The organism is Rufibacter sp. LB8, from assembly GCF_014876185.1.
GTDB lineage: Bacteria > Bacteroidota > Bacteroidia > Cytophagales > Hymenobacteraceae > Nibribacter.
In genome coordinates this window covers 4,247,075-4,259,801 of sequence record NZ_JADALJ010000001.1, presented here as the reverse complement: position 1 = coordinate 4,259,801, position 12,727 = coordinate 4,247,075, and the positions used below count along the sequence as shown (strand labels likewise).

Genomic DNA, 12,727 nt, shown 5'->3' with positions numbered 1-12,727 from the left:
AATACAGTTTGAGAAGATCTTGCCGTTGAGTAGGTGTTGCGCCCTGGTGCGCTACGTTTTTTGGCGCCCGCCTTCCTGTTTTTGGCTATGTTTCAAGAAATGAGCAAGAAAACAGAACCTTTCCGGCAAAAAGAGGGGCTGCTTCAAAGACTTTGACTTAATTTTATGCCGAATTCTCACCGTTTCTATGGCTCAAAGATTTTTTACCTTTTTACTTTTTCTACTTTCCCTTTCGGCCGCGGGCCAAGCCTATTGGCAGCAGGAGGTCAATTATAAAATGGCGGTCACCCTCAATGACGAAGAGCACCTCTTACACGCCAGCCAGGAGATTGAGTATGTCAACAATTCGCCTCAGACGCTTACGTTCCTGTATTTCCACCTGTGGCCCAACGCTTACCAAAACCGCAAAACAGCCTTCGCGAAGCAGCAGTTGCTCAACCAGGAGCCCGAATTCCACTTTTCAAGGAAGTATGAGCGGGGTTTTATTGACAGCCTTGATTTTAAGGTGAACGGGCAAAAGGTGAAATGGGAACTAGACGCCAAGCACCCAGACATCGCCAAACTGACCTTAAACCAACCGCTGGCCCCGGGCAGCCGCATTACCATCACCACGCCGTTCAAAGTGCAATTACCGGAGTCTTTCTCGCGGCTGGGGCATGTGGATCAATCGTACCAAATCACGCAGTGGTACCCTAAACCGGCGGTGTATGACAAAAACGGCTGGCACCCCATGCCCTACCTGGACCAAGGCGAATTCTACTCGGAGTTCGGGACGTTTGACGTGAAAATCACCTTGCCGGCCAATTACACCGTGGGCGCCACCGGCGTACTGCAGACCGCCTCAGAAGTAGCCCGCATGGACAGCCTGGCCCAGGTCACGAAAGCCATCTCCACGTTTCCGCCGGATGATCTGGAATTCCCGGCCTCGGCCAGGCAAACCAAGACCCTGCATTACAAACAAGACAGAATCCATGACTTTGCGTGGTTCGCAGACAAGCGGTTCAACGTCTTGAAGGGCCAGGTCACGCTTCCGGCCTCTAAACGCACCGTCACCACCTGGCTGCTGTTCACCAACACAGACGCGGCCACCTGGGTGAACAGCCTGCAGGACATCAATGACGCGGTGTATTATTACTCGCTGTGGTTAGGAGATTACCGGTATGCGCACGCCACCGCCGTAGACGGCGCCTTGAGCGCGGGGGCCGGCATGGAATACCCCATGGTCACGGTCACAGACCCAGACGCCATTATCCATGAAGTGGGTCACAACTGGTTTTACGGCATTCTGGCTAGCAATGAACGGGAATTCCCCTGGATGGACGAAGGCATTAACACGTATTACGAAACCCGCATAAAGCTGCGCCGCATTCCGTACGCCGGCATGATGTCAAACCAGGTGGAAGATCCTTCGCTGCGCGAACTGCTGGGCTTGAAGGAAGTGCCCGCCGCCGCCGTTGACGCAGAAGGTTTTCTATCTGGGTCCAGCCGCGGGTTGGATCAAGCCGTTTCTTTGCCGTCTCAGCAGTTCCGGTACATCAACTACGGTTTTGGCGTGTACCTCAAAACCAGCTACCTGTTTCAGTACCTGGAAAAATACCTGGGCACAGACCGCTTTGACCGCGCCATGCAAGCCTATTACCAGAAATGGAAGTTCCGGCACCCTTATCCTGATGATCTGCAGCGCGAGCTGGAGGCCTCCACCGGGGAGAAGCTGGACTGGTTTTTTAAAGATTTGCTGCCTTCCAGGGCTATTCCAGACGCGAAACTGGTCAATGTTACCAAAACCATTGACCAAATTACGGTGCAGGTGAAACAGACGGGCAAACTGGCGCTGCCCGTGGAAGTGGCCGTGCTGGATGCCAAAGGCGGCATCTTGTCCTCCGTCTGGACCAAGCCCGGTACCTTTGACCAAACCGTGACCCTGCCCACCCATGCCGCCGCTGACCGCGTGGTGCTGGACCCCCACTATTATTTCATGGAGCAGGACCGCCGAGACAACCAATACCGTTTCAACGCCACCTTCCCGAAGGCCGAGCCCCTGCACCTGAAATTCCTGGCCAGCGTGAACCGCATTGACCGCAAGCAACTGTTCTGGCTGCCCAGCGGCGGTTTCAACACCGTAGACGGCCTGCAACTGGGCGCCGTGTTCTACAACAGCCTGGTCACTGAACGCAAAGTCAATTTCCTGGTCATGCCTATGTACGGGTTCAAAAGTGGGCAGGTAACGGGTTTGGCCGACCTCTATCTTAAATTCAGGACCGAAGGCGCCGTGCGCAAAATCATACTAGGCGCGCATGCCCAACGGTTTGCCGATTACCACACCGTGGTGCCCAGCCTCACGTTCCATAACCGGCTCAACACCGCGGCCACGCCCCGGCAACAGCTTTCCCTGGCCTGGCATTATGTGAAAGAGAAAAACCTTTACACGCTGCACGCGCCGCGCATTGCATATTCCATGGAAGTCAAAAACGCCATTGCCGGCAGCCGCGTGGAGGTAGACGCCACGCAGTTCAGGCAAGAAGTAGAGACGCCGCTCCTGCTCCTTTCACCTAACGGCGACGCCACGTGGTCTTCCTCTAAAAAAACTGTGGTGGGGCCCACGCGCTTCCGGCTTTCCATTGACAACTGGCACCATTACAGACCAGACAAACAGGTGAGGGCCCGCGCGTTTATAGGATTTCTAGGAACCGATGAACAAATCAACGGCCCCGTGGTGCTGAGCATGGCTGGCAGCCCAGATTACCTGAAACAGACGCCCTTCCTTAACCGCGCTGACTTGAACACCCAGGGCCCAGGCGCCATCCGGCAGACAGACCGCCAGGACGGAGGTTTCCGGAACCCGCTCTCGCTCTACAGCCGTGAGTGGCTGGCCGCGCTCAACCTTTCAGTAGATTTACCGGTCACGCCCTTTACCGCTTACCTAGATTTGGGCCGAATTCAGGAACTGGACAAAACCTTTTATGGGGCTGGCCTGGAATTGGCCATCTTGAACAAAGCCTTTAAACTGTACTTGCCGGTGGCCGGCAGCAACTTTGAGAAGAGCGTGCCGCAGAGCCCCAAGGAATTCGCCAAAAGCATCAGGTACTCGCTCCACGTAAACATGCTGCACCCGTTCAAACTGATAGACGAACTGCAGTAATAACCCTGCGAAATCATTAGTAGCGCATAGAGTTTGCGTTTTCGGGCTCATTTCTGGAAATGAGCCCGAAAACGCAATTTTTTTAAACGGTTTCGTTACCTTATCGGCCCCTGGCGCTTACATTACCAAAACCCAATTGCAGATGACGTTTTTTACCCGATTGCGGTGGCCCTTGCCGCTGGTCTCACTATGTTGTGTTCTCCTGCTCATGGGCTGCAAGAAAAACCTGCAGGAACTGCCGGCCTTTACTGAGACCAAGCATTGGCAGGCCGTGGTGGTCACCCCCGCCGGTTCCACGCTGCCCCAGAAGTATGATGCCCTCAACAACGACTTTCTTCCGCAGATAGAAGCCGGACAACCCCGCAAACTGGAGTTCCTGCCTTACCCGGGCAACGAGGGCTTTATTCCGTCCACGCTGGTAGATTCTGTGCAGGGCAGGCCCGCCGCGCCCTTGCCGGTGCTGGTGCTCTGCAACACCAAGGAACCCGGCACCGTGCTGGAGATTCTGCCCGTAGGTGTGCTGGTGCTGGAGCGTGACAGTGAGTTGTATCATTTGCTGGTGGCCGTGCCCGCCCGCCCCAGCGAGCAAACCATCTCGCCCAACTCCTACAGTGATTTCAGTGCCCGTTACCCCGCGGTGAAGAAGATTCTGGAGCAATGGTACCTCTCAGAAAACCCGCGCCTCCCCACCCGCCTCATGGGCTGGAAAGACGAGCAGTTCGCGGAGCGCTTGCTGCAGCAATGGGTGAAGTAACCGCTGGCTGTTTTCGGCCTCGTTTTCAGAAATGAGGCAGAAAACGGAATTACACCCTGATGCTATAACCCACCCCTAGCCCCTCCGAGGAGGGGAATAAATCTGTTAAGTAATTAAAGAGGATTCATACTCGTGCTGATAACTCCCCTCCTCGGAGGGGCTAGGGGTGGGTAATACTGCAATGGAAAATTAAACTTTACTTAATTTCTTCAGCTTTTGCAGATACGCCAGCCGTACTTGACTTTCCTAAACAGCCTGCCTTTCCTATCTTCGCTCCTATACACTTATAAAAGATATTCCATGTTTCCATCCATAGACCCCACTTCTACCGCCGCCTGGAAAAAACTCACCCAGCATTACAGCCAAATCAAAGACACGCACCTGAAAGACCTGTTCGCCCAGGACCCAGCGCGCTTTGCCAACTTCAGCCTGACGTTTGAAGATATTTTACTAGACTACTCCAAGAATAGAATCACAGAAGAAACCCGTGCGTTATTGGTGGAACTGGCGCAGGAATGCGGGTTGAAAGAGGCTATTGCAGGGATGTTCAGCGGGGAGAAAATCAACTTTACTGAGGACCGGGCGGTGCTGCACGTGGCTTTGCGCAATCAGTCGAACACGCCTATTCTGCAGGACGGGAAAGACGTGATGCCCGAGGTGAACCGGGTGCTGGCGCAGGTGGAGAACTTCTCTACTAACCTACTCAACGGCACCTGGAAAGGCTATACCGGCAAAGCCATCACCAGCGTGGTGAACATTGGCATTGGCGGGTCAGATTTGGGCCCGGTCATGGTCACCGAAGCACTTAAACCTTACCAGAAATCGCACATCACCACCTATTTTGTCTCTAACGTAGACGGTACGCACATTGCCGAGACGCTGAAAAAAATTGACCCCGAGACCACGCTGTTCATGATTGCCTCCAAGACGTTCACCACGCAGGAGACTATGACCAACGCCCACAGCGCGCGCAGCTGGTTCCTGGAGCACGCCCAAGACGAGGAGCACATCAAAAAACATTTCGTGGCGCTGTCTACCAATGCAGCTGCGGTCAGTGAATTTGGGATAGACACGCAGAACATGTTCGCGTTCTGGGATTGGGTTGGCGGAAGGTATTCATTATGGTCTGCCATTGGCTTGTCTATTGCCTGCACGTTGGGCTATGAGAATTTCAAGGAATTGCTGGCCGGGGCGCACGCCATGGACAACCATTTCAAGAGCGCGCCTTTGGAAGAGAACATGCCGGTGCTGTTGGGTTTGCTGGGCATCTGGTACAACAATTTCTTTGGCGCCCAAAGCCACGCTCTGTTGCCGTATGACCAGTACATGCATCGCTTCGCGGCGTATTTCCAGCAGGGCGATATGGAAAGCAACGGCAAGTACGTGGGCCGAAACGGCAAGCCCGTGCCTTACCAGACCGGCCCTATCATCTGGGGCGAACCCGGCACCAACGGGCAGCACGCCTTCTACCAGTTGATTCACCAGGGCACCAAACTGATTCCGTGCGATTTCCTGGCCCCGGCCATCAGCCACAACCCGCTCGGCGACCACCATCCTAAACTCATGGCCAACTTCTTCGCGCAAACAGAGGCGTTGATGAACGGCAAATCTGAGGCCGAAGTAGTGGCAGAAATGGAAAAACAAAGCTGTGCGCCAGAGGAGATTGAGAGCCTGAAAGCGTTCAAGGTCTTTGAAGGGAATCGGCCTACCAATTCCATTTTGTTCAAGCAATTGCCCCCCAGAACCCTGGGCGCCTTGATTGCCATGTACGAGCACAAAATCTTCGTGCAAGGCGTCATTTGGAACGTGTACAGCTTCGACCAATGGGGCGTGGAGTTGGGCAAGCAACTGGCGAAGCAAATCTTGCCGGAGCTGACGTCAGCAGAAGAAGTGACCAGTCATGACAGTTCCACCAATGGCTTGATCCAGCAGTTTAAGGCGTTCAGGAAGTAATGAGAATCGTACGGCGTATTTATTGAATTTTTTAGATACGCCAAATAAAATTCTGGTTGGCAGTTGGTTGCTTTTCTCAAAACAAGACTAGATACAGCGATGATAGAAATTGAGGAACACAAAATCAAACTTTCGGAAGTTGGTTTTACAACCATTACAAATATCTATTCTGCAGACCAAGTGGAGCAGATGGCAGCTATGATTGATAAGGCGGACAAGGCAAAGGCCACTTTCAGAAGATCGACAGAACTTTTTGCTATTAGACAGTTCTTAAAGGAAATCCCCGAAATGGCTGACCTGATATTTAACTCTAAGTTGAAATCAGTAATAACACAAATCTTCGGCGATACCTGTTTTGTGGTCAAGAGTATTTATTTTGACAAACCTGAAACTTCTAATTGGTATGTTCCCTATCACCAAGACTTGACCATTTCGGTTGACAAAAAACTTGATCTTGCTAATTATGGCCCTTGGACCACAAAGCAAAATCAATTTGCTGTTCAGCCACCAATAAACATTTTAGAGAACATATATACCGTTCGTATTCATTTAGACGATACAGATGAAAATAACGGAGCATTGAAAGTGATAGAAAAATCGCATTTAAAAGGAATTTACAGACCAGAAACCATTGATTGGACAGCTGAAACTGAAACAGTGTGCCAAGTTCCAAAAGGTGGCGTAATGCTTATGAAACCTCTATTATTACACAGTTCAGGCAGAACAACTAATCACTCAAAAAGACGAGTGATACACATTGAGTTTTCAAACATAGAATTACCTGAGGAAATAGAATGGGCAGAGCGGCTTAGATGGAACTGAACAGCTAAACTCTATTCTTCATTTGAGCGGTAGTACTAAAAATCCAGCTGTGATCGTTACCTCAGCCATAAAACCTAAAGTTTCTCCAATGAAAAACGCCCTACTGCTTTTAAGCCTATTGCTGGCCTTCACGTCTTGCACCCAAGAAAAAACCCAGAACCAGGAAAGAATACGCGTGAGCGGCGAAGGGAAAATCAGGGTAAAGCCCAACATGCTGATCATTACGCTACAGGTGGCTTTCACGCAACCCAGAATGGCCGACGCGGTGCGGCAGACGCAGCAGACAGTAGATTCGGTGGTTAGTATTTTGGGGCAGTTTGGCAACCTGGGGAAAGACCTGAAAACCAGCAGCGTATCGGCGAACAAAGAATATTCCTATAATACGGGCAGGTCGGTGTTTGTGGGGTACCAAGCGTCGCAGTCCATAGATTTCGTGCTCAACGACATCACTAAATTCACAGAACTGACGGCTAAGTTATTGCAGACCAAAATCAGCAGTATCTCACAGCTGCAGTTCGGGCACACCCAGGCCGACAGCCTTTTCAGGGAAGCCGATTTGCTGGCATATGATGATGCGTTCAAATCTGCGAACAAACTCACCAAACGCGCCAACGTAACCTTAGGCCGAATGTTATATCTTTCCAACACTTCTGACCCTTCCAGTTCTGGTTCAGGGGCAACCAGCGTAATGCGTCAGGAAATGAACGCGGAAGCAAAAGGTTTTGGCGGAAGCGGGTTCAAGATTTCACCGGAAGTGTTGGAGTTCAAGCGCATGGTGGTGTCTGAGTATGAGATCAAGCCGTAGATTGGCAGAATTACTTGCTTTTCGGCTAAATCCAGAGCTTCCCACCAGAGAAACTTTCTGGCAAAAACCAGGTTTAGAAAAGAAACAACATTCCCCATTCCATGAAATCCATCAAGAAAATCCATAACGCTGAGTATGCGCCCATCGCAGATTTAATCACGTATTCGCCGTTACCTTCCAGAAGCCTGCAGCAGATTGACCCGTTCCTGTTTCTGAACCACCACGGTTACCAAGAATACAAATCCAACAACCGCGGCTTGCCGTTCGGGCCGCACCCGCACCGGGGCATGGAAACCGTCACGTTCATTCTAGCAGGCGATATTATGCACAAAGACAGCGGCGGCCATGAGAGCGTAATCACCGCGGGTGGCGTGCAATGGATGACCGCCGGCAGTGGCTTGATTCATGCCGAAGTTTCCTCAGACCAGTTCAAAAAAACCGGCGGCCCGCTGGAGATTCTGCAACTCTGGGTGAACCTGCCAGCCAAGCACAAAATGACCAGGCCCCGTTATGAAGGCCTGCAGAAAGAAGACATCCCGTCCGTTACAATAGACGAAGGCAAGGTCACGGTCAACCTTATCTCGGGTGAATATAACGGCCAGAAAGGCGCTTTTGAAACATTGTCAGACATAATGCTGAGCACCGTGTATTTTCAGCCGGGCGGAAAACTGAGCCTGACCATTCCGGCGGAGCGCAACGTTTTCTTCTACATCATCAAAGGCGCGCTCACGGTGAACGGGCAGCAGGTGGCGTTTAGAAATCTGGTGGAGTTCAACAATGACCAGGAGGCCTTGGAAGTGACCGCTTCAGAAGACAGCATTCTGTTGCTGGGCCACGCCATGCCGTTTAAAGAGCCGGTGGTGGCGCAAGGGCCGTTTGTGATGAACACCCAGGAAGAAATTTACCAGGCCTACCAAGATTACCAGCAGGGCAAGTTCGGGAGCTGGCAGCACTAGCCGTCCGCAACACGCATAGTTTAAAGTGGCAAATTCCGTTTTCGGGCTCATTTTCAGAAATGAGCCCGAAAACGGAATTTCCATTTCAGATACTGCCAGCTTCTTCTTAAATCAATAAACTGTTGATTATCTGTTGTATATGAAAAATATATACTTACATTTAGCATAGGTTCTACACATGGTGTAAACCACCACAGAATCACTTCCATAAACCTAAACGCTTGGCCCCATGAAAATCAGGTTCAGAAGCATAGAATTGGTGGTGCTGCTGGGAGCCTTTCTGGTGATTGGGTTTACGGCGGGGTATCTGTATGCTAACGGGTTCAGTTTTGCTTACACGCAACTCATTACAGAGCAGATGATCCTGATTGCCGCCTTCGGGATGGTGATACCGTTTATCTTTGGCCTGTATATGATTAGCCGGGGAATCTATGGGATCAAGGTGGTGCCAGAGCCGCCGCACTCCAAGCGCCACGCTAAAAAGAAAATGCTGGAGAAAATATAAGGACCTTCTTCCGTTTTCGGGCTCATTTCTGGAAATGAAGGCAAAAACGGAACGCAATTGCTCGCAGAGAAATCATAACATTATACAATAAGAAAGCCCGCCGTTTTGCAACAGCGGGCTTTCTTATTGTATAAGTGTTGAGTTTTAGTTGATTTTATCCATTTTGCCTTTCACAATCTCTACGGCGCGGCGCATGTTTTCCACTTCCTGCTTGGCGGCTTCCTGCTGCTTGAGGTTGGTTTCCACGTCGCGGTTGAGTTGTTCCAGTTCCTGGGCGTTGGCTACCAAGGCGGCTTCTAGTTCCAGTTTCTTCTGCTGGTTTTTGGCAATCTTGTTTTTGATTTCGTCAGCTTGGCGCACCACGCGGTCGGCTTCTGATTGGGAGTTCACCAACACTTTCTCGGCGTCTGCAATCTGCTGGTTCACGTCTTGCTTGTACACCTGCCGCGCAAACTGCTGTAGCATGGCCTCGCCGCGCTCCCATTCTTTCCTGGTTTCTTTCTTGCTCAAATAAGCGTTGCCCATGTCCATGGTCCACCAGACCACGGTGCCGTCTTGGGTGCCTTCCACTTTAGACATAATGCGCATGGGGTTGGCCGTGATGGTGTCTATCTTGGCTTTCTCCACGGTGTAAATGCCTTTAGTGGCCTGGCCTTTGGGCGTGGGCAGCAAAGACGGACCTTTCACGGTGCCGCCAGATTTGTCTTTCAAATAGCCAGACCAGGCTTTCTCCACCAGTTTGCTGTCCAGCTGAATCAAAATGCGCTGGCCCTTGCGGGTGATGCCGTTGATCTCTACTTCGGTTTCTTCTACCACGGAGCGGGGCGCGGTGCTCTTCACGGCCACTTCTGTTTCTTTCACGGCCGGGGCCTGGGCCAAAGACTGGGTGGATATTCCGCCGGTGAGCAGCAAAAAAGCGACTAGGGCATAGGTACGTGTACTCTTCATAAAACTGGTATTCTAAAAAATTCACCCTGAAATTACCGCTAATTTTTAGAATCTTCACGCGGGGCCGTAATTTTTTAACCCAAAGCAACAGGCGGAAAACTCAGCTTCCAAAACTAAATTGCCCCGTTTCCTGTTTCAACGCCTATGAACGTCACCGTCTGTAGAAAAGAGAATTTCAACGCCGCGCACCGGCTGCACAACCCCAATTGGTCGGCTGAGCAGAACCAGGCCGTGTTTGGGTCCTGCAACAATGCCAACTACCACGGGCACAACTATGACTTGATTGTCAAGCTCACCGGGCCCGTTGACGAGGAAACCGGCTATGTCTATGACATGAAAAAGCTGAGTCTGCTGATAAAAGCCGAAATTTTAGATAAATTTGACCATCGAAACCTGAACCTGGACACCGAGGAATTTAAAACCCTGAACCCTTCCGCTGAAAACATAGCTGTTGTGATTTGGCAGCGCCTTCGCCCCCACCTGGCCCCTACCCTCGCTTTGTCCGTTACTTTATTTGAAACCGAACGAAATTTTGTTGAATACCATGGATAGAAGGGCTTGGAACGAAGAGAATTCCGCCGAGGAGGAAGACCACCTAAGCGGCGCTTTGGACACGCCCATGCGGCCAGACGCCTTCGTGCTTTCTGACGAAGAGAAGATTGAAGGCATCACCCAGCACTTCACCCAAATCATGCACCTGCTGGGCCTTGACCTGGAAGACGATAGCCTGAAAGGAACGCCGCGCCGCGTGGCCAAAATGTACGTGAACGAAATCTTTGACGGCCTCAAGCCCGAGAACCGTCCGGTGGCCCGCCTGTTTGAGAACAAGTACGGCTACCGCCAGATGCTGGTGGAGCGTGATATTACCCTGTACTCCAGCTGTGAGCACCACTTCGTGCCCATTATTGGCAAGGCGCATGTGGCGTATATTCCCAATGAACACGTGATTGGCCTGTCTAAATTGAACCGCATTGTGCAGTATTTCGGCCGGCGGCCCCAGGTACAGGAACGCCTCACCCGCCAGATTGCCCAGGAACTACGTGACGTGCTCAAAACCGAAAACGTGGCTGTGTTGATAGAAGCTGACCACCTGTGCGTGATGAGCCGCGGCGTGAATGACGTAAGCAGCAGCACCATTACCTCAGAATATTCCGGGTTATTTGAGCAGGAAGGCTACCGCTTGGAGTTTCTGCAATCTGTGCGCCATAATAAATAGTTTCAGAACGTGCTTTACATGAATTTTTCAGACGCAGCCTGCGTTTCATCTTTCACTACTATTTTCTAATCAGAAAGCTTCCTGCCCGAGCCCGGATATTTACCGTATATCCAGAGCTAGGGCAGTTTGTAGAGAACGCAACATGTCAGAAAAGATATTGATTGCCGGAGGTACCGGTTTAGTGGGCACGCGCCTGTCAGAGATGCTGATTGACAGCGGCTATGAAGTGGCGCACCTGAGCCGCACCCCCGACAAATACGCCCGCTACAAAACCTTTAAATGGGATGTAGCCAAAGGCCACATTGACGAGAACGCCATCAAATACGCAGATTACATCATCAATCTGGCGGGCACCAGCGTGTCTGGCGATAAATGGACGGCCGCCCGCAAAAAGGAAATTCTCAACAGCCGCGTGCAGAGCACCAACCTGCTCTGCGAATACCTGGAGAAAACCACCCACCATGTGAAAGGCTTTCTGGCGTCATCGGCGGTGGGCATTTACGGCAACTCCGGTGACAAACTGGTCTTGGAGGAAAGCAGCTACGGTTCAGATTTTCTGGCCGAGGTCTGCAAACAGTGGGAACATGCCTCCTGGGAAATCCACCGCCAGGGCATAAGAACCGTCATCTTCAGAATTGGCATTGTGCTCAGCAACAAAGGCGGCGCCTTGCCCCAGATTGCCAAGCCTGTGAAAATGATGGCCGGCGCGCCCTTGGGCTCTGGCAAACAAGTCATGTCCTGGATTCACATTGACGACTTGTGCCGCCTGTTCATCAAAGCCATTGAAGAGCCGCAGTTCACGGGAGTCTATAACGCTGTTTCTCCCAACCCCGCCACCAATGAGGAACTGACCAAAACGCTGGCCAAGGTCATGCACAAGCCCATGGTGTTTCCCAACGTGCCGGCCTTCGGGTTAAAGTTGATGATGGGCGAAATGAGCGAGATTATTCTGGGCGGTTCCCGCGTGAGCGCCAACAAAGTGCTACAGACCGGCTTCACCTTTGAACACAGCCAATTAAAAGAAGCGCTGGAGTCTTTGTATGACAAGGATAGTTGAGAGAAGGCACTTCCCACTAAATAGTGTATATTAGATTTGTTTAGCTTCGTTCACCATGGTTTCAAAAGCAAGTGTATTAGAATCTTTGCAAGCCCTTCCAGAGCATTTCTCCATTGATGATTTAGTGGAGCGATTGATTGTGGTGCAGAAAATTGAAGAAGGACAGCGCCAGGCCCTAGCCGGAAAAGTTTTTACCACGCAAGAAGCGAAAGATAAGCTAGGAAAATGGCTGCAGTAATCTGGACAGCGCAAGCCTTGGAAGACATAAATGCCATTGCCGAGTACATTGCGGCAGATTCACCCAAGTACGCAGCTATCACTGTCCAAAAATTCTTCAGCAAAGCCGCTATGTTAGAAACGCTCCCAAATTCTGGGAGAGTGGTGCCTGAACTGAATAATCCTTCTATCAGGGAATTGCTGGAAGGAAATTATAGAATTATTTACCAGATTACGCCTCAAGGGCAAGTTCAAGTTTTAACCGTACATCATAGCGCCAGGCAATTGCCACCTATTTAAAACGACATTTTTAAAAACAGAAAGGCCAACCTTGTTAGGGTTGGCCTTTCTGTTTT

Annotated in this window: 13 protein-coding genes; 12 read left to right on the top strand and 1 reads right to left on the bottom strand. The window is 51.2% G+C overall.

Translation table 11 applies throughout. The annotated features are described in order from the left end of the window. Nucleotides 1-187 precede the first annotated feature (187 nt). The 7 genes from IMY23_RS17820 (at nt 188) to IMY23_RS17790 (ending at nt 8,934) form a co-directional block, all read left to right on the top strand. Entirely contained in the window at nt 188-3,139 is a 2,952-nt protein-coding gene (locus IMY23_RS17820; RefSeq protein ID WP_192823372.1) for a M1 family metallopeptidase, read from the top strand. A gap of 142 nt (nt 3,140-3,281) precedes the next feature. After that, complete coding sequence (locus IMY23_RS17815; RefSeq protein WP_192823371.1) at nt 3,282-3,893, top strand: inorganic diphosphatase; 612 nt, start codon at nt 3,282-3,284, stop codon at nt 3,891-3,893. A 300-nt stretch (nt 3,894-4,193) separates the two neighbouring features. Beyond that, nucleotides 4,194-5,846, top strand: coding sequence for a glucose-6-phosphate isomerase (gene pgi / locus IMY23_RS17810; RefSeq protein WP_192823370.1), 1,653 nt, complete (start codon nt 4,194-4,196; stop codon nt 5,844-5,846). A 99-nt stretch (nt 5,847-5,945) separates the two neighbouring features. Beyond that, nucleotides 5,946-6,668 carry a phytanoyl-CoA dioxygenase family protein gene (locus IMY23_RS17805; RefSeq protein WP_192823369.1) on the top strand — a complete coding sequence of 241 codons (723 nt, stop codon included), beginning with the start codon at nt 5,946-5,948 and terminating at the stop codon, nt 6,666-6,668. 88 nt (nt 6,669-6,756) lie between these two features. Next, nucleotides 6,757-7,473 (top strand): SIMPL domain-containing protein, encoded by a 717-nt coding sequence (locus IMY23_RS17800; protein ID WP_192823368.1) that lies wholly within the window; start codon nt 6,757-6,759, stop codon nt 7,471-7,473. 101 nt (nt 7,474-7,574) lie between these two features. Continuing rightward, nucleotides 7,575-8,429, top strand: coding sequence for a pirin family protein (locus tag IMY23_RS17795; RefSeq protein WP_192823367.1), 855 nt, complete (start codon nt 7,575-7,577; stop codon nt 8,427-8,429). 229 nt (nt 8,430-8,658) lie between these two features. Then, entirely contained in the window at nt 8,659-8,934 is a 276-nt protein-coding gene (locus tag IMY23_RS17790; RefSeq protein ID WP_192823366.1) for a hypothetical protein, read from the top strand. A 144-nt stretch (nt 8,935-9,078) separates the two neighbouring features. On the opposite strand, the gene IMY23_RS17785 is transcribed toward IMY23_RS17790, so the two are convergent. After that, on the bottom strand, nt 9,079-9,882 hold the full coding sequence (locus IMY23_RS17785; RefSeq protein WP_192823365.1) for a DNA repair ATPase: 804 nt from the start codon (nt 9,880-9,882) through the stop codon (nt 9,079-9,081). A 144-nt stretch (nt 9,883-10,026) separates the two neighbouring features. On the opposite strand from IMY23_RS17785, the gene IMY23_RS17780 reads away from it, so the two are divergent. The 5 genes from IMY23_RS17780 (at nt 10,027) to IMY23_RS17760 (ending at nt 12,671) form a co-directional block, all read left to right on the top strand. Then, nucleotides 10,027-10,434, top strand: a complete 408-nt coding sequence (locus IMY23_RS17780; protein WP_192823364.1) for a 6-carboxytetrahydropterin synthase — start codon at nt 10,027-10,029, stop codon at nt 10,432-10,434. Next, entirely contained in the window at nt 10,427-11,098 is a 672-nt protein-coding gene (folE, locus tag IMY23_RS17775) for a GTP cyclohydrolase I FolE (RefSeq protein WP_192823363.1), read from the top strand. Before IMY23_RS17780 ends, folE begins: the two co-directional genes overlap by 8 nt. Nucleotides 11,099-11,240: 142 nt before the next feature. Beyond that, on the top strand, nt 11,241-12,155 hold the full coding sequence (locus IMY23_RS17770; protein ID WP_192823362.1) for a TIGR01777 family oxidoreductase: 915 nt from the start codon (nt 11,241-11,243) through the stop codon (nt 12,153-12,155). A 55-nt stretch (nt 12,156-12,210) separates the two neighbouring features. After that, on the top strand, nt 12,211-12,393 hold the full coding sequence (locus tag IMY23_RS17765) for a hypothetical protein (protein WP_192823361.1): 183 nt from the start codon (nt 12,211-12,213) through the stop codon (nt 12,391-12,393). After that, the gene (locus IMY23_RS17760; protein ID WP_192823360.1) at nt 12,381-12,671 is read left to right on the top strand and encodes a type II toxin-antitoxin system RelE/ParE family toxin; all 291 of its coding nucleotides are present in this window, start codon (nt 12,381-12,383) and stop codon (nt 12,669-12,671) included. The genes IMY23_RS17765 and IMY23_RS17760 overlap by 13 nt, the downstream gene beginning before the upstream one ends. Nucleotides 12,672-12,727: the final 56 nt, after the last annotated feature.